We start from the raw sequence: 20,366 nt of genomic DNA on the forward strand, positions 1-20,366 counted from the left end.
ACAAATCCTGATAAATAAATAGCCTTTCGCTCCTCGGAAAAATGCTTCTATATATTAAGGTATGTTTTCTTTCCTTATATATAGGTATAAAAAAGACAGCGGAATGGCTGTCTTGTGTGTTTTTGAATATTTGGATCCTACCTATATATAAGGTGTATTATGTTTTGGCTTTTGCTGCGATTCTTTCGTTCCAAGATTTGGCCAGTTCCTGGTAATTGATATTGAGTTTTGAGGCTTGTTTGGGAAGGCGGTTTTCTTCGAAGGCTTTCACAAGGATTGTTTCGATCAGAAAATCTTCACCAACACCGTAAGGATTGTAGGTTCTTTTTAAGTCGATGCTGAAAACTCTTGCGGTTTTGTTTGCCCAGAATGCTTTCCAACCGCTTTTTTGTTCTTTGATCAAATCAAATGTCGTGCTTCCGGTTTGGCGGTGGATTAACTTTACCAAAATTTGTCCGTCTTTTCTAGATAGTTTTTTTAGCTGTCCTTCAAATTCATCTTCCAGATACTTTTCTACTATCTTGAAATATTTCTTTTTTTCCCTGTCAGTCTTCAACTTGGCCAATCCTTTTTCAAGAGCGACCAATCTTTCTGATGTGGCTTTGGCAAATGGATAGACTCTTTGCACGCGACGCTGCAGTATGATAAAATTCTTTTGGCTTTCTTCATCGACATCTCCTCTATAAATTAATACTTCGGGAAGCTGTACTAATTTAATGGTGTCTTGTTCATTTAAGTATTCATCGTTCTTATCGACTTGCGCATTTATCGCGTTGGTGATCAAGAATAGGAAAAGTATATATTTTATCGATTTCATTTGTTCGTAATTGTTTTGTAAAATTATACAATAAATAGATAACTGTGATTTCAAATTTATATTTTAGCAAAAAATTACTTTTATGGCAAAATCAATATTGAATAAGTCTTCGATGACTTTTCTGGAAAACTACTTAAACAATGCTTCTCCGACCGGATATGAATCGAGCGGTCAAAAAATTTGGATGGATTATTTAAAGCCATATGTTGATACCTTTATTACGGATACTTATGGAACTGCGGTTGGTGTCATCAATCCGGATGCAAAATATAGAGTCGTGATTGAAGGCCACGCTGATGAAATTTCTTGGTATGTGAATTATATTACTGATAACGGTTTAATTTATGTTATTAGAAATGGTGGATCTGACCACATGATCGCGCCTTCAAAGCGTGTCAATATTCATACCAAAAAAGGAATTGTTCAAGGCGTTTTTGGATGGCCAGCAATTCATACCAGAAATCGCGCTAAAGAAGAACCGGCAAGAATCGATAATATCTTCATTGATTGTGGTTGCGAAACTAAGGAAGAAGTTGAAAAACTTGGCGTTCACGTGGGTTGCGTAATTACGTATCCTGATGAATTTATGGTATTGAACGAAAACAAATTTGTTTGCAGAGCGATTGACAACAGAATGGGCGGTTTTATGATTGCTGAAGTGGCGCGATTATTACATGAAAATAAAAAGAAATTGCCATTTGGCTTGTACATCACAAATTCTGTTCAAGAAGAAGTTGGGTTGCGCGGTGCCGAAATGATTACTAAAACTATTCGTCCAAATGTGGCTATTGTTACTGATGTTTGCCACGATTCGACAACGCCGATGATTGACAAAAAAATTGAAGGCGACACACAAATCGGAAAAGGTCCGGTGGTGACTTACGCTCCGGCAGTTCAAAATAATTTGCGCGAATTGATTCTTGACACGGCTGAAGAAAAGAAAATTCCGTTTCAGAGATTGGCATCTTCAAGAGTTACCGGAACCGACACAGATGCTTTTGCTTACAGCAATGGCGGTGTAGCGTCGGCATTAATCTCATTGCCGTTGCGTTATATGCACACGACTGTTGAGATGGTTCACCGTGAAGATGTGGAAAATGTGATTAAATTGATTTATGAATCACTATTGAAAATTGAAAACGAAGAAACTTTTTCTTACTTCAAGAACTAAAATTTATAAAAAACAAAATCCCGCAATCGAAAGAAAGCGGGATTTTTTTGATTGATGATTGTCTTATTTTTTATAGGCTTTTAAAATTTCAACGGTTTCTTTTGCGTTTGAAAGCTCAGCGTGTCTTAAAGCTGTAAAACCTTTTTGGTCTTTTAAATTTGCTTTTGCGCCACTTTTTAGAAGAAATTTTACAATTTCAACTCTGTTATATCTTGAAGCAATCATTAATGGCGTCAAACCATTTGAAGTTTCATTGATATCCGATCCAAATTCTACCATTTTTTTTACGGTTTCAAAGTCTCCCTGAACCACTGCATTACAAAGCGGACTCAAACTTTCATTGGCAACATACACTTTTGCAGTTGGTTGATTTTCTAAATTGGAAGCGATTGCAACATTTCCGATTGCTAATAAAGCAACTCCTAAATAAACGATTGATTTTTTCATGATGATTGTTTTTTAATTGATGATGATTAATAATGATGATTGTTTAAGTAAGACGAAAGACTGTTTTTATTGTTACATCCTTTTTTTGTTATAACACAATTTTAACAAATAACCTGCTTTAAATCAACGGATTACTTTCAGCACAAAGTAAAAAAAAACCACGCAGTGCGTGGTTAATTAAGTATTATCAAACGATTAGCTTATTGCTTTAAAAATTCTAAAACGTGCTTTTCGATTCTCTCGTTGATGTTTGAAATATCTGCTTTGAAAAATTCTTCTCCAAGTATATTTTCATACAATTCAATATATCTTTCAGAAACCGAGTTCACGTAAGCCTCATCCATTTCAGGAATTTGCTGTCCTTCTTTGCCTTGAAAACCTCCAGCGATCAACCATTGTCTCACGAATTCTTTTGACAATTGTTTTTGTGATTCACCTCTATCTTGTCTTTCTTGATATCCTTCTTTATAAAAATATCTAGAAGAATCTGGCGTGTGAATTTCATCAATCAAAACGATTTTTCCGTCTTTTGTTTTTCCGAATTCATATTTGGTATCTACCAAAATCAAACCTCTGTCAGAAGCTATTTCTTGTCCTTTATTATATAGGACTCTAGTGTAATTTTCTAAAACTTCATAATCTTCTAAAGAAACGATTCCTTTCTCCAAGATTTCTTCTCTTGAAATATCAGCATCGTGTTCGCCATTGTCTGCTTTTGTGGTTGGCGTGATGATTGGTTCTGGAAATTGATCGTTTTCTTTTAAACCTTCTGGCATTGTTACGCCACAGATTTCTCTTTTTCCTAAAACATATTCACGCGCAGCGTGACCTGAAAGATAACCGCGAATTACCATTTCTACTTTAAATGGTTCGCATAAATGACCAACGGCAACATTTGGATCTGGTGTTGCAATCAACCAATTCGGAACTAAATGCGAAGTCATTTCCATAAATCGTGTTGCGATTTGGTTCAAGATTTGCCCTTTGTATGGAATTCCTTCTGGCAGAACTACGTCAAAAGCTGAAAGCCTGTCAGTAGCCACCATTACTAATAATTCATCATTGATATTATAAACTTCACGGACTTTTCCGCGGTAAACTGATTTTTGTCCAGGGAAATTGAAATCGGTCGTTGTGATGGTGTTGCTCATTGTATTGGTTAGTTGTTGTGTTTTGCAAAAGTAATTTGTTTCACGGAAGTATCAAAGTATTATTTGACAGAGATTCGCTAAATTTTACAGAGATTCACAAAGATTTTCAACTACTGTCGGCACACACTGGTTCAAGTGTTTCCAAAAAAGCGGAAAGTTTCTCAAATAGCCCCGATGATGCCATTGTTTGAGCACTTTCTTATGCCTAAAAAGCAGAAGAAAAGCGAGTGGCTCCAGCGGGAAATGCAATTACTGAAAATGCCCGAGCCAATCGCTTCTAATACTATTTATTTGTTTTATGATCGCGTTTCATTCCTCACAATGACTTTGAAACCCAAATACACGGAAACTTTTCTAATCGTTATTTTCTATCTGTTTGTAAGCGTCGATTACTTTTTTAACCAAGCGGTGTCGTACGATATCTTTGTCATCCAGATAAATGATTCCGATTCCGTCGATGTCTTTCAGTACCAAAAGGGCTTCTTTTAGGCCAGAAATAGTTCTGCGTGGCAAATCGACTTGGCCCGGATCTCCGGTAATCATAAATTTCGCCTGTTTTCCCATACGCGTCAAAAACATTTTCATTTGAGAATGCGTCGTGTTTTGGGCTTCATCGAGAATCACAAAAGCGTTGTCCAACGTTCGCCCGCGCATAAATGCCAAAGGTGCAATCTGGATGATTCCTTTCAAGAGATAGTCCTCCAACTTTTCATTCGGTAACATATCGCGCAACGCATCATACAACGGTTGCATGTAAGGATCGAGTTTTTCTTTCATATCACCAGGCAGAAATCCGAGGTTTTCACCAGCTTCCACAGCAGGTCGCGTCAAGATGATTCTTTTGACTTGCTTTTCTTTCAGCGCTTTCACGGCCATTGCAACTCCGGTGTAAGTTTTACCTGTTCCGGCGGGACCAACGGCAAAAACCATATCGTTTTTGTTCATCGTGTCCACAAGCAATTGCTGGTTTGGCGTCATGGCCTTGATGATTTTTCCGCCAACGCCGTGCACCAAAATTTTATCGTGGTCGCCCATTCGTTCCACTTGCTGGCTTCCACCTTCGATTACACGTTCAATGACGTTGTCGTCAATGTTGTTGTACCGCGAAAAGTGAAGCATCAGTCGGTTAAAACGGTTTTCGAACTCGTCTAAAACTTCTTTTTCTCCAAAAGCTTTGATCGTGGTTCCTCTCGCGACGATTTTTAACTTGGGATAATACTTTCTAATTGTTTCAAGATGAGAGTCTTGAGCGCCCCAAAAATCTTTTGGCGCGATATCTACGAGTTCAATGGTTCTTTCGTTCAAAAGCTGTAGTATTAAATTAAAAATTTATCTGGCTATTTTCTTAGCTTTGCATATCTCAAATTTAATAAAAAAATAGGCGCTTCGGCGGTAATGTTATAAACAATTTTATGTCAATAATTACTCTCACTACTGATTTTGGATGCAAAGACCATTTTGTTGGCGCTTTAAAAGGCAAGATCTATTCTGAGTTTTCAGAGGCGAAAATTGTGGATATTTCTCACGAAATTGACTTATTTAATGTCTCGCAAACAAGTTATGTTGTTGGGGCTTCGTATGGTAGCTTTCCGAAAGGAACGGTTCATATTATTGGAGTCGATGCTGAATTGCATCAAGAAACCCAACATATAGCGATGGAATGGCAAGACCAATATTTTATTTGTGCCGATAACGGAATTTTGAGCATGCTGACGCAAAAGATTATTCCGCAGAAGATTGTATCCATAAATATCCACGACCGATTGGCCATTAACGCCACAGCAATGGATGTTTTTGTGACCGTTGCGTGCCATATTTCCAAAGGCGGTTCGTTGAGCGTGATTGGTCGAGAAATTACCGAATTGCGCGAAGTGACTGAATTGCAGGCAGTGGTTGATCTAGATTTAAATTCTATAAAAGGCCACGTCATCTATTTAGACCATTGTGGCAATGTGGTTACAAATATTTCAAGACAGCTTTTTTCAGAAATTGGGAAAGGCAGAAAATATGAAATCGGTTTCAAAAATTACAAACTGAAGACAATTCTGCCAAATTATGCTTCAATTGTACATTTTGACCAAAATCCGATGAAATATTATGAAGGAAATAAATTGGCCATCTTTAACGAAGCTGGTTTTTTAGAAATTGCAATTTACAGAAGCGATCCGCGTTTGTCAGGAAGCGCTTCGAGTTTATTGGGAATGACCTATCGCGATTTGGTGACGATTCGTTTTTTATAGAAAAAAGAGAAAAGAATCAAGATTAAAGAACTAAAGCCATAAATCTAAATCATAAATCAAATGTTTATTAGAATAGTAAAATTATCCTTTCATGAAGAAAACATTCCAGCATTTTTGGAAAATTTTGAATTGATGAAAGAAAAAATACGAAATGCGCCGGGAAACCGTTTCCTAGAATTGTATCAAGACAAGAACAACAAAAGCATCTTCTTTACTTATAGTTATTGGGAAACCGAGCAAGATTTAGAAAATTATAGAAACTCGGAGCTTTTTGATGGGATTTGGAGTTTTACGAAGAAATTATTTAATGACAGACCCGAAGCTTGGAGCGTTGATAAATTGGCGAGCTTGGCCTAGTTTAAGATTTTAGATTTTTGTTACTTTTAAACTAAAAAAATGAATCCACTTTTAAGAAAAGCTTTTTATGCTCTTCCTGTAAATTTGCGCTACACGATTCGGCGCATTGTTTATTTACCGCAAGATTTACTCAATAAAAGACATCCGTTAATGCCACCAAAAGGGATGATTTTTACCGGTTCTGGAAATTATATTGAAATTGGAAAACAGTTTTTTTCTTATTTTAAAAACTACGGAGAACTTCATCCTGATAATTCAATTTTAGATATTGGCTCTGGAATTGGCCGAATGGCGGTTCCTTTTACCGAATTTCTTTCTGAAAAAGGAAAATACGAAGGTTTTGATATTGTAAAAACCGGCGTAGATTGGTGCAATGAAAATATTTCAAAGCAATTTCCCAATTTCAATTTCAAGCTGATTCCCTTGAAAAACGATTTGTATAATTTAGATACAGAAGATGTGGCTTCAGATTTGAAATTTCCTTATGAAAATGATACATTTGACTTCGCATTTCTGACCTCGGTTTTCACGCACATGATGCCCGAAGATTTAGAAAATTATGTAAAAGAAATTCGTCGCGTTTTGCAAAAAGACAAAAAATGTTTGGCTACGTTTTTTATTTTGGATCAAGAAAGCGAAAATTCAATGTTGAAAAACGGACAAAAGAACTTTCCGCATAAATTTGGCAGGTATTCTTTGATGGATAAATCGGTTAAAGAAGCAAATGTTGGATTTCAAAAAGAATATATTTTAGATTTGTTTGCCAAAAATGGTTTTGAAGTAACCGAATTTATCAGAGGAAATTGGTCAGGCGCCAAACCCGGAATTTTAAATGAACACCAAGATATTTTAATTATAAAAAAGATTTAATGAAATCAATATTATTACGAGAAATCAAATCCTTTTTCGGTTCGCCGATCGGTTATTTGGTTATTGCCATTTTCCTGTTGATGAACGGGCTTTTCCTTTGGGTTTTCGAGGGCGATTTTAATATCCCAAATTCCGGATTTGCAGATTTGAGTCCGTTTTTTACGTTGGCTCCTTGGATTTTAATTTTCTTGATTCCGGCTGTAACAATGCGAAGCTTTTCGGATGAAAAAAAACAAGGAACCATCGAATTGCTTTTCACAAAACCATTGAGCATTTGGCAAATCGTAAACGGAAAATTCTTTGGCGCTTTCCTTTTAATCATCATCGCCATCATTCCTACCATACTCTATGTATTCGTCATTTCAAGTTTGGGAAATCCGGAAGGCAATTTAGATTTCGGAAGCACTTTAGGTTCTTATTTCGGATTATTATTTTTAATCGGAGCTTATACTTCTATCGGAATTTTCACTTCCACCCTATCTGAAAATCAAATTGTTGCTTTTATAATTTCGGTTTTTCTTTGCTTCTTATTTTATTTTGGTTTCGACGGAATTTCAAGGTTTGCTGGCGATTTTGAACAAAGCATTTCGTCTATCGGGATGGATTATCATTTTAAAAGCATGAGTCGCGGGGTGCTGGACACCAGAGATATCATCTATTTTTTAAGCGTTACGGTATTATTTTTATCATTTACAGCTTTTAAACTTAAATCTTTGAAATCGTAATGAAAGCTATCCAAAAATCAAATATCCAGAAACTTGGCTTGGTTGTCATCGCCATTATCGCCATCAATATTGCTTCCAATTTTTTCTTCAAGCGATTTGACTTGACCAAAGACAAACGCTATACTTTATCAGAAAGCACGTTGCAATTGATCAAAAAAGTGGACCAACCGCTGTATGTGACCATTTATTTAGACGGAGAATTTCCGGCGCAATTCAAGCGTTTGCAAACCGAAACAAGGCAAATGTTAGAAGAATTCAGAGCGTATAATTCAAACATCATCTTTATTTTTGACAATCCTACCAAAGATGAAACGGGCGAATTGGCTTCTAAATTAATGGAATTTGGGTTTATCCCGACCAACATCCAAAACACCGAAAAAGGAAAAAAATCAATGACTCCGGTGTATCCTTGGGCAATGGCCGAATATGGCGAAAAATGGTCAAGAGTTCCGTTATTGGTAAATAATTTCGGAAATAATGCAGAAGAAAACATCAGCAAATCGGTTCAATTATTAGAGTTCGCTTTCGCGGATGCGATTACAAAATTGACCAATAAAGAGATGAAAAAAATCGCCGTTTTAAAAGGAAATGGCCAAATGAACGACAAATATCTTTCTGATTTTATTCTAAATTTGAGAGAGAATTATTTGATTGGAGAATTTAATTTGGATTCCCTTTCGAACGACCAAAACAAGACCATTGAAAATTTAGAGCGTTTTGACGCCACAATCATCGCCAAACCAACGGAAGCTTTTTCAGATTCTGAGAAATATATTTTAGACCAATATATAATGAATGGCGGAAAAACGCTTTGGCTGATGGACAAAGTGGTGGCTGATTTAGACAGTTTGCAAAATAAATCTCAGTCGGCCTTGGCATTTCCGAGAGAGTTGAATTTGGACGATATGTTTTTTAAATATGGTATCCGGATCAATTATAATTTGGTGCAAGATTTACTTTCTACGCCAATTACAGCACGTTCTGAAACCGGAGAATTCCCGATTGACTGGCTGTATTCTCCGATGATAAAATCGCAAGAAAATCATCCGATAAATAAAAATGTAAATTTGGTTAAATTAGAATTTGCCAACCAAATTGATACGTTGAAAAACAATATTAAAAAAACAGTTTTATTGCAAAGTTCTGCCCAATCCAAAATCGTTGGAGCTCCTCTTGAATTAGGACTTAACCAATTTATGGAAGAACTTAATGAAGCAGAATATAACAAAGGAAACCAAACCGTAGGTGTTCTTTTGGAAGGAAAATTCACGTCTGCTTTCAAGAATCGCGTAAAGCCATTTTCAGCCTCAAAAGGGCTTGACGATGGAAAAGAAAATAAGATGATCGTGATTGGAGATGGAGATATTATCAACTATACTTATGTCAATAAAAAGCCTTTGGAAAACGGATTGGACCAATGGACACAGCAAGTTTATGGCAACAAAGATTTCTTGATGAATTCAGTCAATTATCTCTTAGATGACACCGGACTTATCAACATTCGAAGCAAAGATGTGAAATTAGCGTTGCTGGATGAAAATAAAGTAGCCAAAAATTACACCTTCACGAAGTTCGTAACTGTTGGATTACCAATAGCCTTGCTGGGAATATTCGGATTTTTATTCACATATTTGAGAAAACGCAAGTACAGCAAATAATGTTAATAATTTGGTTTTGATTTAGAATTAGTTTAAGATATATTTGTGCAGTGTAAAATTTACATCCATTTTTACATCCCTTAAAAAAAACGAAAATGAAGTTTATAGTATCGAGTTCGTACTTATTAAAACAATTGCAAGTTTTAGGTAGCGTTATCAACAGCAGTAACACTTTGCCTATTTTAGATAATTTTCTTTTTGAATTAGACAACAATCAATTGACTGTTTCTGCTTCAGATTTAGAAACGACAATGTCTGCTACTTTAGAAATTGATTCTACAAGTACTGGAAGCGTTGCTGTTCCTGCAAAATTGCTTTTAGAAATCTTAAAAACATTTCCAGAGCAACCTTTGACTTTTACGGTTGAAGAAAACAGCACGATTGAAATCAGCTCCAATTCTGGAAAATATGCTTTAGCGTATGCTCCTGGAGAAGAATTTCCGAAATCTGTAAATCTTGACGATCCTTCTTCAACAATTGTTCCGGCTGGAGTTTTAGCGACTGCGGTTAGCAAAACAATCTTTGCTGCAGGAAATGATGATTTGCGTCCGGTAATGTCGGGAGTATTTTTTCAATTTTCTCCAGAAGGTTTGACTTTCGTTGCAACGGATGCTCACAAATTAGTAAAATATGCAAGAACTGACGTAAAAGCGTCTCAAGTTGCTGATTTTATTATGCCAAAGAAACCTTTGAATATCTTAAAAAGTATTCTTGGAACTTCAGAAGCAGATGTAAAAATCGAATATAACGATTCAAATGCGACGTTCTCTTTTGACAATTATGTTTTGACTTGTAGATTAATTGACGGGAAATATCCAAATTATGAAGCGGTTATCCCAAAAGAAAATCCAAACAAATTGCTGATCCAGCGTTCTCAATTTTTGAGTTCGGTGCGTCGTGTTGCGATTTTCTCTAATAAAACGACACACCAAATTCGCTTGAAAATTGCAGGAGCAGAATTAAATATTTCTGCCGAAGATATTGATTACTCAAACAAAGCGGAAGAGCGCCTGACGTGTGATTATCAAGGCGACGATTTGCAAATTGGTTTCAATTCACGTTTCTTGACAGAAATGCTGACCAACTTGCAATCTGACGAAATTATGTTAGAAATGTCATTGCCAAATAGAGCCGGAATCCTTACTCCTGTTGACGGATTGGAAGATGGTGAAACGGTAACAATGTTGGTGATGCCCGTAATGCTTAACAACTAAATTTCTATGAGAAACATTTTGAAAGTAGCTTCCCTTTTAGCCTTTTCGCTTTTTATTTCGTGTTCAGAAGAGGAATCAGGAAGAGATTTGGGACAAAATGGTTTTAGCCATAATGAAACATTTTATGTGCTGAACAATGCTTTTGTTACTGATGAAGATATTTTAGATAGTCTTCCGGCAGGAATTTCAGTTACGCTTTCAAATGTAAATTTGGCTGATTCAAGTGCTGTATCAAATGTTTCAAAATTATATTTTAAATATTCTGACATTAATTTAACAGCGGGAACAATTGCAACTATTTCAGATTATTATATTGAAGTGGGCGGAAAATTTGAATTTAACGCATTAGACTCGACTTACGTTTACACAAATGGAACGTATCTTTTAAACAGTTCACAATCTGGATTGACTGCAACAGAAAAAAATGTGACAATTAATTCAGTTACTGAAAATAACGTTGATATGACTTTTTCGTTTACAAGAACAGACGGGCAAATTTTTTCAGGAAAATACAGTGGAATTTTTTCAGATTCAAATGTAAATCCATAAGCTTTTATCCAAACCTTTATACCAATAAAAAAACCGTAGTCTCAATGAGCTACGGTTTTTTTATTGGTTGCCATGCAATTTAGGTTTTACTCCGCGATTCGTATTAATTTCTTGTTGACAAATTCTTCAATTCCTAAAGCGGAAAGTTCACGGCCGTAACCAGACCGTTTGGTTCCCCCAAAAGGCAGATCTGGCCGAGAAGCCGTATGTTCATTGATGAAAACCATTCCTGTTTCAATTTGGCTTGCCACATTGATGGCACGATCGATATCTTTACTAAAAACCGAACCTCCCAAACCAAAAGACGAATCATTTGCCAAAGCAATGGCTTCGCTTTCGTCCTTCACTCTATAAAAAGAAGCTACAGGCCCAAAAATCTCCTCGTGATACGCCGTCATTCCTTTTTTAATATCGGTCAGGATTGTAGGTTCAAAAAAAGCGCCTTCCCTGTCCATTCTTTTTCCGCCGATTACGACTTTTGCTCCCGCTTTTACCGTTTCCTTAACTTGTTTCTCAATTGTTTTCACCGCTTCCTCACTGCTCAAAGGCCCGACCTCGGTATCTTTTTCTAATGGATTTCCGACTTTTAAACCTTCTAATCTTGATTTGAATTTCTCTAGGAAGGCATCTGCAATTTCTTCAACTACAATAATTCTTTTGGAGGAAGTACACGCCTGTCCCATGTTTCCAAATCGTCCGGTTACGGCACTTTTTACCGCATTTTCAAGATCGGCATCTTCTAAGACGATAAATGCATCGCTTCCGCCTAATTCCAAAACTGATTTTTTCAAATTTTTTCCAGCCGCTTCCGCCAAACTTGAGCCAGCTCCTTCGCTTCCGGTCAAAGACATTCCCGCAATTCTGGAATCTTCAGCCATCTTTGCAATCTTTTTGCTTGACAGAAACAAGTTTGTATAAACGCCTTCAGGAGCGCCTGCTTCTAAGAATAAATCTTCAATGGCTTTGGCGCATTGCGGCACGTTTGAAGCGTGTTTGATCGCGATCACATTTCCAGCCATAATATTTGGCGCGGCCATTCGTGCTACTTGGTTAAAAGGATAGTTCCAAGGCATTACGCCAAGAATGATTCCTATTGGAGCGTTTCTGATAAATGCTTTTCCGTCTTTTACTTCAACGTCTTTGTCTTTTAAAAATTCTTCGCCATTTTCTGCGTAATATTCATACACCGAAATACACATATCGATTTCGGCTTCGCTTTGGGCAATTAATTTTCCCATTTCGATCGTAATCATTTCTGCCAATTCTTTTTTCTTCTTTTTCATCAACGAAGCCACTTTATTCAATAGCTTTTTGCGTTCAGCAAAAGAGCTACTTTTCCAGCTTGAATAGGCTTTATCAGCCGTTGCGATCTTGCCTTCCAATTCTTTTTCAGAAAGTTCATCAAATTTTTTAACCGATTTGTTGTTGTATGGATTGATTGTTTCTATTGCCATTGTATTAACTATTTATGCTTTGATATTCATTGACGAACCAAAAAATATCGTTGTTTAATTTCTCTTTTTCGGTGTAAAATAATCCGTGCGGTGCGCCGTCATATTTAATGTATTTTGCCTGCGGAAGCATATCTGCTGTTCGATCGCTTGAAACTTCGATCGGCACCGTTTTGTCATCGGTTCCGTGAATAATCAACGTGGGGACGTTTATCTTTTTTATATCTTCCCTGAAATCGGTTGTTGACCAAGAACGCATCGCTTTTACAGTTGCATTTCCGTTGGACTGGAGCGTAATGATTTGGTTTGCATTCAAAAAATCATCGCTTACCGTTTTATTCAAAAGCGAAACGCTGTAAAAATCTTTTGCAAAATTAGCCAGAAATTTAGGCCTGTCTGCGTAAATTTCTTTTTCTATCTGGGCAAACATTTCTTGTGGAAGACCCTCCGGATTGTTATCCGTCTTTAATAAAAAAGGAAGAACAGTGCTTACCAAAATTGCTTTTGTAACCCTACCTTCTGAATTATATTTTGAGAGATATCGAGCCACTTCTCCTCCACCCATTGAAAACCCAACGAGCGTTAACTCTCTCAAATCTAACTGTTTAAGAAGCTCATCTAAATCAGAAGTTAAAGCATCATAATCATAACTTTCCCAAGGTTTGTCTGATTTTCCAAAGCCTCTACGGTCATACGCAATGCATCTGATATTGTTTTTTGGAAGTACATCCAATTGCGATTCCCACATTTGGCTGTTCGAAGGCCAACCCGAAATGAACACAACAGGTTTTCCTTGTCCGATATCTTGATAATAAATCTTTACTTCTTGTGAAGCTTCTTGGTTGACGTTAATAAATGGCATAGCTGATTTTTTTAATTATGATCTTAAAGTTAGCCATAGTAAAAATCAACTGGAAATCAATTAGTTATTATTTAACATCTGAAATCACATCTTCTTCATGTAAAGCCAACATCGGAATATCAATTTTATAAGCCATTTTTTGCGTTAAGCTTGAACTGAAAATGTCTTCGAAAAAACCTCTTTTTTCTGTAAGCATCGTCAATAAATCAATGTGCTGGTTGTTTATAAAATCAACAATAGTTTGGCGAACGTCATCGTGAGGAATAACAAAAAACTGCACTGGTAAATCGGCGCAACGCGCTTCCCAAGTTTTAATCTGTTCCTCCGTTACCTCAGAATTAGATTTTTTTACGAAAAGACTTTTGATAGATGCATTATATTTTGAAGCGATTACCGCCAACTTTTGCAAAGCCCTGAAATCTTTTTCTCGATACAAATTTGTGAAAGCAATTTCCTTGATCTTGCGATATTCCATTTCAGCGGGAATGCTCATTACCGGAACCGTAAGCGCGTTTATCGCCTCCCCAGCGTGTGACCCAAAAAGGGAGTCAAACCAATTATTTGAAGTTATGCTGGTTCCCATTACGACCAAACTGATGTCTTGTTTTGCAATCGCCTCTTTCATCGCATAGGTCAGATCACCCGATTTTAAAAGGTGTGTCAAGCGAATATGTCCCATTCCAGAATGATCTGCAATGTGTTTCAAATCTGGAATATGATCTTTAAAATGAGCCATTTGTGTGTCCTCTAAAGTATCATAAATCTCCTTAAAATTAATTGGAATTTCAGCTCCGTCAATAATCGGCATATCAAAAGTATGCAACAATAAAATTTCTGCCTGCAATGAATCGGCCATTTTCAAAGCATATTGAAAGGCATTTTTTGCAGTTTCTGAAAAATCGGTAGGAAAGAGAATTCGTTTCATTTGTTTTGTCTTTTGTACTTATAAAGTTACAAAAACAAAAGGTTCGGGAACAGAATCCCTTCAAAATTTTAAATTTTTAACAAAACATTTCATAAAAAAGAACGCTTTGGCAGATAGCATGTTTCCGCTTATCTTTGCCAAAAAATAAATTTATGATTTCACAAGATACCATCGTCGCTTTAGCAACACCTTCGGGAGCCGGAGCGATTGCCATTATCAGGGTTTCGGGAAAAGAAGCGCTGACAATTTCGCAATCGATTTTCGAATCGGTTTCTGGAAAAGATATCTTGAAACAGAAATCACACACCATACATTTGGGCCATATTGTGGATGGCCCAAAGATTTACGACCAAGTTTTAGTATCTCTTTTTAAAGGCCCCAATTCGTATACAGGTGAAAATGTGGTGGAAATCTCTTGCCACGGCTCTACTTACATCCAACAACAAATCATCCAATTATTGCTTCGTAAGGGTTGCAAAATGGCCGAGCCGGGAGAATTTACGTTACGAGCTTTTATCAACGGAAAACTGGATTTATCGCAAGCCGAAGCGGTTGCCGATTTGATCTCTTCGGAAAATGAAGCTTCGCACCAAATTGCAATGCAACAGATGCGCGGTGGCTTTTCAAACGAAATTTCTAAATTAAGAGAAGAACTTTTAAATTTTGCTTCGCTAATTGAATTAGAATTGGACTTTGCAGAAGAAGATGTTGAATTTGCCGACCGAACGCAATTTAATGATCTGCTAAATCGAATTGAATTTGTTTTAAAACGCCTGATCGACTCTTTTGCTGTTGGAAACGTAATTAAAAACGGAATTCCTGTAGCCATTGTTGGTGAGCCAAACGTAGGAAAATCTACGCTTTTAAACGCCTTATTGAACGAAGAAAGGGCGATTGTTTCCGAAATTGCAGGAACGACTCGTGATACTATTGAAGACGAATTGGTCATCAACGGAATCGGTTTCCGGTTCATTGATACGGCCGGAATTCGCGAAACAAAAGACATTGTAGAAAGCATCGGAATCAAAAAAACTTTTGAAAAAATCGAGCAAGCCCAAGTAATTCTTTATTTGTTTGATAGTTTAAAGTTTAAAGTTCAAAGCTCAGAATATATTTCAGAAATTGAAAAAGTAAAAAATAAATTTCCGCTAAAACCGCTTATTGTGGTTATTAATAAAGTCGATTTGCTTTCAACCGAAGAAGTAGCAATAATTCGTAAGCAACTTGAAACTTTAAACGTTACACTTGAGACAATTTCTGCAAAAGAAAAAATTGGTGTTGAAGATTTAAAAAATCAACTTATGTCTTTTGTAAACACCGGAGCTCTGAGAAATAACGAAACAATTGTAACGAATTCAAGACATTACTATTCCTTACTTAAAGCTTTTGAAGAAATTCAAAAAGTAAAATTCGGAATTGCTACCAACATTTCAAGCGATTTGATGGCCATTGATATTCGTCAAGCGCTGTATTATTTTGGAGAAATCACCGGACAAGTAACGAACGACGAATTGCTTGGCAATATATTTGCTAATTTCTGTATCGGAAAATAATTGATCAAAATAAGACAAACTAAACGTTTATAAAAATTGTTAAAATGCTAATCTATAAAAGATTAGCATTTTTTTTATGTAATTACTATTGTGATTATTGTTTTTATTATGCTTAAATTTGTACCTCATTTGTACCTCGAAATCAAATATTGAAAATGGAAAAATTGATTGGATAAATTATGTCCCTTAATTACCCTTAGTTCATCTTATTTCGGCTTAAAGGTTCCAATGTCCAACATTATCATTAAAATAAAACCGACAGATGAGCTCAAATATCAAGGTGGAAAGAATTTGCCAATTTTGCACTTCCGTTTTTATCGCGAAGACAACGGTAACCAAATACTGCTCCCACACCTGTGCAAGCAGGGCAAGCAAAAAGCGTCTCAAAGACCAGAAGATAGAAACCAGCAATGCGGAAATTACAAAATTGAAAACCAAGCCTCTCGGGAATCTTATTGGGAAGGAATTTCTCAGCGTGAAAGAAGTAGCCCTCCTATTGGGTGCATCCTCAAAAACGATCTACCGAATCCTGGAAAGGGATAAGATCAATTTCCACAAACTTTCCGAACGCAAGACTCTGATACGACGTTCCGACATCGACGCACTATTCGAAAAGCCTGAACCCGCTTACGAGATTGTGATACGGCCAGTTGAAAAGAAAAAAGTTGCTTTAAAAGTCGAGGACTGCTATTCCATCGGGGAAATACAGCAGAAATTTAATATTTCAAATGGGGCATTGTATAACCTGCTGAAGAAGATGGGCATTGATAAGTTCTCCGAGGGAAAATTTACGTACGTGGCTAAAAAAGATATTGAGGCATTGTTTTAAAATGAAAGATTATGAAAAGGATAAATGTAACGTTGAGAAAAAAAAGCATCGGCAAAGGAAGGGAAAGTCTTTACTTGGATTTTTATCCTCCCATTATCAGTCCAGAGACTGGAAAACCGACAAGAAGGGAGTTTCTTAAGCTCTACATGACCGTAAAGCCAAGGACACCCATTGACAAATTGGAAAATGACGAGAACATCAGATCCGCTGAGCTTATCAAGATCAGGCGCCAAACTGAACTCAATAAAGATAATATCTACAGTGAATTTGAAAAGGAGAGACTGGCTATCAAAGAGGTTGGCGGAGAATCCTTCCTGAGCTTTTTTAAGGAGCAGGCATCCAAAAAAATCGGTAGCAATCAAGACATTTGGAACTTGGCAATCGGCTATTTTACAGACTATCTGAAAACTGGCGACATTGAATTTTCAAAAATAACTGTCGCGCAGATTGAAGGTTTCCGGACATATATTCTTACCGCCAAAAGCAAGCGTAATCCTGAAAAGTCACTTTCCAACAACAGCGCCCTTTCCTATTTCAATAAAGTAAAAGCGACATTGAAGCAAGCCTACAGGGAAGGAAAACTGAGGACAGACGTAAATGCCGGAGTGGGTGGAATTGCCGAAAAGGAGTCTAAAAAGAATTTCCTAACAATCGAGGAGGCCAGAAAATTGGCCGCTACAGATTGCAGTAAACCGATAGTGAAGAAAGTGGGACTCTGGGCCATTCTTACCGGTCAGCGTTTCTCAGACATACGTAAACTGGAATGGTCCGAAATAGAACATATGGAGGAGCACGGATACTTCATCCGGTTCAAGCAGAAGAAAACTGATGGACAGGAAACGCTTCCCATATCAGAGCAGGCTTTCCTATTGCTTGGTGAAAGAAAGGCAGGAAACGAAAAGGTTTTCCAAAATCTCAAGAAATGGGATTTCGACAGGTCAGTACCGCTATGGGTAAAAGATGCAGGGATCGTTAAACATATCACCTTCCACTGCTTCAGGCATACCTATGCAACTTTGCAATTGTTTGCCGGGACAGACATTTTCACAGTCTCAAAACTGCTGGGTCACAAAAATGTCAAGACCACTCAGGTATATGCGAAGATTGTCGATCAGCGAAAGCATGAAGCGGCAAGCAGGATAAAATTGTGATTGGACTGATTGGTTTCAGAAATATATGTCAAAATATAATTCCCCTAATTTAGTAGACACCAGCCCTTTACTTTCCCTTCTTGTCCACGTCCCTCTTGATTTCGTCAATGGTCTTCCTACGTCCGGACCTGATCCAGCTGATGAGTTCCGATCTGTAGAAATAGAGCCGTTTTCCTTGTTTGTTGACTGGAATTTCTTTTTTGCAGACTTTGGTGTAGATGGTTGATATTGAAAGTTTCAAGAATTTGGCCGCCCCACTAACGGACATCTGATCATCCTTTTTTTCAGCGCCGGCAATTTTGTCCTGCAAAAGCCTTTCTATGTTCTCCAGCTTCTCGTAGAGCTGGCCAACTGCTTCGGGCAATTCCTCAAAAGTGAAATTTTTCATAGCATTATCGTTAAGGTTATACATTAAGGAAGAATATTTTACTCCTCTGGTTCCTCTTCTTGGTAGGCAGGTATTTGAGATAGCCATAATTATTAAGGTCCTGCATACATCTGTGATAGGTGAATGGCGCAGAAATTTTGGCGATTTCCATAATTTCATACCTGTACGCTTCAATGGGATTTATAAAACCCTTATCCGCGCGAAACTGTAGCAAGGCAGCGTAAATACCGATATGCGTAACGCTGATCCGGTAGTCATGCCTCACTGCAGTAAAGAAATCAGATAAGGGTTTTGTGGTCTTCAACTTGGTTAGAGTGATTTATTCTGTTTTTTTCGTTTTTTTTTATCATCTCCGGCAACGTCAGGACCGCTTTCATCATTTAAATCCTGTTTCTTGCGGTTTTCCTTCTTTTCCGACTTTCCTTCGCCCTCTGCCTGCTTCTCTGCTTTCGACTGTCTTGAGTCGAGACGCTGCTGGTTGCCATCATATACGTTGACTGTCTTGAATTGCGGATTGGCCTCGATGTAGTGCTTGACTTCTGTGCCGTCTTTTATAAATGTGGCGGATTGCAGATTTCCCTTCTTGAGAGAATCCATAAGATCTTCCTTGTATCTCGGCGTATCCAATTCCTTGATCGGATGCTTGGAAACTGCCGCTTCAAGGTCATAACCGTAGTTCTGGTGAAAATGGTTCAGCTTGAAATTGCCTGCGGCGTCGGCCTCCTTGAAATCCATCTGGACCCATGCATTATAGACCTCGCCTTCCTTGGTTGTAAGATCTTTGTTTACCGCGCGCCCCTCCATAAGGTTGTAGGCCTCCTTCATTGTGATATTGTTTCCCTTGTTGATGTAAAAGGTCTGTTCCAGTGCATCCTTTCCATCGGCTTTCTGGAGGCTTACCTTGTAGGAATTGAAAAAATACATGTCGCTCTGGTCGCTTTTACGAAAGTTTAACGTTGCCACGGCGGTATCCTGTCCATATTGCGCATTGTACGTAAGGGTGAAGCCTGAACTCTGTTCCTGCAATTTTTCCCTTAGATCCCCTGCCAGTCCCTCACCAAATCCGGTGTACTTTACCTGGTCACTCAAGTATTCAAGATTTTTCTCATTCATGATTTCTAAAATTTAAATTATTAGTAGTTTATTGTGCTGGAAGTTTTACAACTTTGGCCAGCCGCTTGTTTTTGACATGCATTTCCAGCTGCCTGCCCCCATTGTCTTCCACCATCTGCACAAGCAGATATTTTTGTTCGGGAATTGTGAATTTGGGCAGCACAAAGACGAAGGTATTTGAAGCGTCACTGTTGATGGTCCCAATATCGTTTTCTATGTGGACAGGAAGGATTTCAATCTCCTGCGAAGCGGTGCGTTTCGCTTTTTTGGCATCCCTAACAAAGAAGCGCATCTGGTCAATATCGTAAGATATGGCGCTGTGGTTATGGACTGTAATCCTGAAATACATCAGGTCTCCACGGATGAAAAGGCCATCGAGCGACATTTCTATTTCATATCTTTTTTCGTGCGAATGGTTGCCTTTCTTCCTGGAATGAAGTGCCTGTTTGCTGAATGCCTTATACTCTGCCTCGTCAAGGCTTCCCGGCGAGTGGAATATATCCTGCCCAAGCCTCAGCGGCCTCGCTAAGGAAAAATTCAGCGCCGCCGGATGTTCATCATAGGTAACGATAAAGGAATAAAGCCTGCCGTCGGACGTGATGACCGAAAGGTTGGTCTCCTCAAATCCAAAATGGGCCGCCTTGATCTGCAGTATGTTTTCCATTCCCTTTGCTTTCTGTGCCAGAAGATCAAGGCTGCCGCGATCTACGCTTCTTATCCCATATGGAAAGACAAGGTTGGTTGTTTTGGAGAAGGCGATACTCAGTGTATCCGGGAAGGCAGTGAAGTTCTGCCTGAAGTTTTGCCCTTGGGCGCCAGTGGCTGCGAATACGAACAGTAACGCCGTCAGCCGTAAAATTGAAGTTTTCATGATAACATTGATTTTAAGTGAGTA

The 20,366-nt window shown here is 37.8% G+C and carries 21 protein-coding genes; 11 read left to right on the forward strand and 10 right to left on the reverse strand.

The window, feature by feature from the left end:
* Positions 1-157 precede the first annotated feature (157 nt).
* On the reverse strand, positions 158-817 hold the full coding sequence (locus tag EG849_RS09470; RefSeq protein WP_125012843.1) for a DUF4294 domain-containing protein: 660 nt from the start codon (positions 815-817) through the stop codon (positions 158-160).
* A gap of 82 nt (positions 818-899) precedes the next feature.
* Here EG849_RS09470 and EG849_RS09475 point away from each other — a divergent pair, with 82 nt between their 5' ends.
* Positions 900-1,988 (forward strand): M42 family metallopeptidase, encoded by a 1,089-nt coding sequence (locus tag EG849_RS09475; protein ID WP_125012844.1) that lies wholly within the window; start codon positions 900-902, stop codon positions 1,986-1,988.
* 63 nt (positions 1,989-2,051) lie between these two features.
* Here EG849_RS09475 and EG849_RS09480 read toward each other — a convergent pair whose 3' ends face one another.
* From EG849_RS09480 to EG849_RS09490, 3 genes are all read right to left on the reverse strand, one after another.
* Complete coding sequence (locus EG849_RS09480; RefSeq protein WP_125012845.1) at positions 2,052-2,435, reverse strand: ankyrin repeat domain-containing protein; 384 nt, start codon at positions 2,433-2,435, stop codon at positions 2,052-2,054.
* Positions 2,436-2,635: 200 nt separating this feature from the next.
* A complete protein-coding gene (locus EG849_RS09485) occupies positions 2,636-3,586 on the reverse strand; it encodes a phosphoribosylaminoimidazolesuccinocarboxamide synthase (RefSeq protein ID WP_125012846.1) in 951 nt (316 codons plus the stop codon).
* 354 nt (positions 3,587-3,940) lie between these two features.
* On the reverse strand, positions 3,941-4,891 hold the full coding sequence (locus EG849_RS09490) for a PhoH family protein (RefSeq protein ID WP_125012847.1): 951 nt from the start codon (positions 4,889-4,891) through the stop codon (positions 3,941-3,943).
* A gap of 107 nt (positions 4,892-4,998) precedes the next feature.
* Here EG849_RS09490 and EG849_RS09495 point away from each other — a divergent pair, with 107 nt between their 5' ends.
* The 7 genes from EG849_RS09495 to EG849_RS09525 all read left to right on the forward strand — a co-directional run bounded on the left by EG849_RS09495 (position 4,999) and on the right by EG849_RS09525 (position 11,199).
* Complete coding sequence (locus EG849_RS09495; protein ID WP_125012848.1) at positions 4,999-5,826, forward strand: SAM hydrolase/SAM-dependent halogenase family protein; 828 nt, start codon at positions 4,999-5,001, stop codon at positions 5,824-5,826.
* Between the two features lie 60 nt (positions 5,827-5,886).
* Positions 5,887-6,183, forward strand: a complete 297-nt coding sequence (locus EG849_RS09500) for a putative quinol monooxygenase (protein ID WP_125012849.1) — start codon at positions 5,887-5,889, stop codon at positions 6,181-6,183.
* A gap of 39 nt (positions 6,184-6,222) precedes the next feature.
* Positions 6,223-7,053: a class I SAM-dependent methyltransferase gene (locus tag EG849_RS09505; protein ID WP_125012850.1), complete on the forward strand. Its 831-nt coding sequence runs from the start codon at positions 6,223-6,225 to the stop codon at positions 7,051-7,053.
* Complete coding sequence (gene gldF / locus EG849_RS09510; RefSeq protein ID WP_125012851.1) at positions 7,053-7,778, forward strand: gliding motility-associated ABC transporter permease subunit GldF; 726 nt, start codon at positions 7,053-7,055, stop codon at positions 7,776-7,778. The genes EG849_RS09505 and gldF overlap by 1 nt, the downstream gene beginning before the upstream one ends.
* Positions 7,778-9,436, forward strand: coding sequence for a gliding motility-associated ABC transporter substrate-binding protein GldG (gldG, locus tag EG849_RS09515; protein WP_125012852.1), 1,659 nt, complete (start codon positions 7,778-7,780; stop codon positions 9,434-9,436). Before gldF ends, gldG begins: the two co-directional genes overlap by 1 nt.
* Positions 9,437-9,531: 95 nt before the next feature.
* Entirely contained in the window at positions 9,532-10,650 is a 1,119-nt protein-coding gene (dnaN, locus tag EG849_RS09520) for a DNA polymerase III subunit beta (protein WP_125012853.1), read from the forward strand.
* Between the two features lie 6 nt (positions 10,651-10,656).
* Entirely contained in the window at positions 10,657-11,199 is a 543-nt protein-coding gene (locus EG849_RS09525; protein WP_125012854.1) for a hypothetical protein, read from the forward strand.
* An 86-nt stretch (positions 11,200-11,285) separates the two neighbouring features.
* Here the strand turns inward: EG849_RS09525 and EG849_RS09530 are convergent, their stop codons facing one another.
* The 3 genes from EG849_RS09530 to EG849_RS09540 all read right to left on the reverse strand — a co-directional run bounded on the left by EG849_RS09530 (position 11,286) and on the right by EG849_RS09540 (position 14,437).
* A complete protein-coding gene (locus EG849_RS09530; RefSeq protein WP_125012855.1) occupies positions 11,286-12,653 on the reverse strand; it encodes an NAD-dependent succinate-semialdehyde dehydrogenase in 1,368 nt (455 codons plus the stop codon).
* Positions 12,654-12,657: 4 nt separating this feature from the next.
* Positions 12,658-13,512, reverse strand: a complete 855-nt coding sequence (locus tag EG849_RS09535) for an alpha/beta fold hydrolase (RefSeq protein WP_125012856.1) — start codon at positions 13,510-13,512, stop codon at positions 12,658-12,660.
* Between the two features lie 67 nt (positions 13,513-13,579).
* Positions 13,580-14,437, reverse strand: a complete 858-nt coding sequence (locus EG849_RS09540; RefSeq protein ID WP_125012857.1) for a universal stress protein — start codon at positions 14,435-14,437, stop codon at positions 13,580-13,582.
* Positions 14,438-14,589: 152 nt separating this feature from the next.
* Between EG849_RS09540 and mnmE the strand changes: the two genes are divergently transcribed.
* The 3 genes from mnmE to EG849_RS09555 all read left to right on the forward strand — a co-directional run bounded on the left by mnmE (position 14,590) and on the right by EG849_RS09555 (position 17,970).
* Complete coding sequence (gene mnmE, locus EG849_RS09545) at positions 14,590-15,990, forward strand: tRNA uridine-5-carboxymethylaminomethyl(34) synthesis GTPase MnmE (RefSeq protein ID WP_125012858.1); 1,401 nt, start codon at positions 14,590-14,592, stop codon at positions 15,988-15,990.
* A 262-nt stretch (positions 15,991-16,252) separates the two neighbouring features.
* On the forward strand, positions 16,253-16,819 hold the full coding sequence (locus tag EG849_RS09550; RefSeq protein ID WP_125012859.1) for a helix-turn-helix domain-containing protein: 567 nt from the start codon (positions 16,253-16,255) through the stop codon (positions 16,817-16,819).
* A gap of 11 nt (positions 16,820-16,830) precedes the next feature.
* A complete protein-coding gene (locus EG849_RS09555) occupies positions 16,831-17,970 on the forward strand; it encodes a tyrosine-type recombinase/integrase (RefSeq protein ID WP_125012860.1) in 1,140 nt (379 codons plus the stop codon).
* A 67-nt stretch (positions 17,971-18,037) separates the two neighbouring features.
* On the opposite strand, the gene EG849_RS09560 is transcribed toward EG849_RS09555, so the two are convergent.
* The 3 genes from EG849_RS09560 to traN form a co-directional block, all read right to left on the reverse strand.
* On the reverse strand, positions 18,038-18,358 hold the full coding sequence (locus EG849_RS09560) for a helix-turn-helix domain-containing protein (protein WP_125012861.1): 321 nt from the start codon (positions 18,356-18,358) through the stop codon (positions 18,038-18,040).
* A gap of 309 nt (positions 18,359-18,667) precedes the next feature.
* A complete protein-coding gene (locus tag EG849_RS09570) occupies positions 18,668-19,471 on the reverse strand; it encodes a hypothetical protein (RefSeq protein WP_125012863.1) in 804 nt (267 codons plus the stop codon).
* A 28-nt stretch (positions 19,472-19,499) separates the two neighbouring features.
* On the reverse strand, positions 19,500-20,342 hold the full coding sequence (gene traN, locus EG849_RS09575; RefSeq protein WP_125012864.1) for a conjugative transposon protein TraN: 843 nt from the start codon (positions 20,340-20,342) through the stop codon (positions 19,500-19,502).
* Positions 20,343-20,366: the final 24 nt, after the last annotated feature.

Source organism: Flavobacterium macacae, assembly GCF_003865365.1.
GTDB lineage: Bacteria > Bacteroidota > Bacteroidia > Flavobacteriales > Flavobacteriaceae > Flavobacterium > Flavobacterium macacae.

Bases quoted from the DNA above. Each gene is read 5' to 3' on its own strand.
- EG849_RS09470 (WP_125012843.1), bottom strand. From the start codon at position 817: ATGAAATCGATAAAATATATACTTTTCCTATTCTTGATCACCAACGCG.
- EG849_RS09475 (WP_125012844.1), top strand. From the start codon at position 900: ATGGCAAAATCAATATTGAATAAGTCTTCGATGACTTTTCTGGAAAAC.
- EG849_RS09480 (WP_125012845.1), bottom strand. From the start codon at position 2,435: ATGAAAAAATCAATCGTTTATTTAGGAGTTGCTTTATTAGCAATCGGA.
- EG849_RS09485 (WP_125012846.1), bottom strand. From the start codon at position 3,586: ATGAGCAACACCATCACAACGACCGATTTCAATTTCCCTGGACAAAAA.
- EG849_RS09495 (WP_125012848.1), top strand. From the start codon at position 4,999: ATGTCAATAATTACTCTCACTACTGATTTTGGATGCAAAGACCATTTT.
- EG849_RS09500 (WP_125012849.1), top strand. From the start codon at position 5,887: ATGTTTATTAGAATAGTAAAATTATCCTTTCATGAAGAAAACATTCCA.
- EG849_RS09505 (WP_125012850.1), top strand. From the start codon at position 6,223: ATGAATCCACTTTTAAGAAAAGCTTTTTATGCTCTTCCTGTAAATTTG.
- gldF (WP_125012851.1), top strand. From the start codon at position 7,053: ATGAAATCAATATTATTACGAGAAATCAAATCCTTTTTCGGTTCGCCG.
- gldG (WP_125012852.1), top strand. From the start codon at position 7,778: ATGAAAGCTATCCAAAAATCAAATATCCAGAAACTTGGCTTGGTTGTC.
- dnaN (WP_125012853.1), top strand. From the start codon at position 9,532: ATGAAGTTTATAGTATCGAGTTCGTACTTATTAAAACAATTGCAAGTT.
- EG849_RS09525 (WP_125012854.1), top strand. From the start codon at position 10,657: ATGAGAAACATTTTGAAAGTAGCTTCCCTTTTAGCCTTTTCGCTTTTT.
- EG849_RS09530 (WP_125012855.1), bottom strand. From the start codon at position 12,653: ATGGCAATAGAAACAATCAATCCATACAACAACAAATCGGTTAAAAAA.
- EG849_RS09535 (WP_125012856.1), bottom strand. From the start codon at position 13,512: ATGCCATTTATTAACGTCAACCAAGAAGCTTCACAAGAAGTAAAGATT.
- EG849_RS09540 (WP_125012857.1), bottom strand. From the start codon at position 14,437: ATGAAACGAATTCTCTTTCCTACCGATTTTTCAGAAACTGCAAAAAAT.
- mnmE (WP_125012858.1), top strand. From the start codon at position 14,590: ATGATTTCACAAGATACCATCGTCGCTTTAGCAACACCTTCGGGAGCC.
- EG849_RS09550 (WP_125012859.1), top strand. From the start codon at position 16,253: ATGAGCTCAAATATCAAGGTGGAAAGAATTTGCCAATTTTGCACTTCC.
- EG849_RS09555 (WP_125012860.1), top strand. From the start codon at position 16,831: ATGAAAAGGATAAATGTAACGTTGAGAAAAAAAAGCATCGGCAAAGGA.
- EG849_RS09560 (WP_125012861.1), bottom strand. From the start codon at position 18,358: ATGAAAAATTTCACTTTTGAGGAATTGCCCGAAGCAGTTGGCCAGCTC.
- EG849_RS09570 (WP_125012863.1), bottom strand. From the start codon at position 19,471: ATGAATGAGAAAAATCTTGAATACTTGAGTGACCAGGTAAAGTACACC.
- traN (WP_125012864.1), bottom strand. From the start codon at position 20,342: ATGAAAACTTCAATTTTACGGCTGACGGCGTTACTGTTCGTATTCGCA.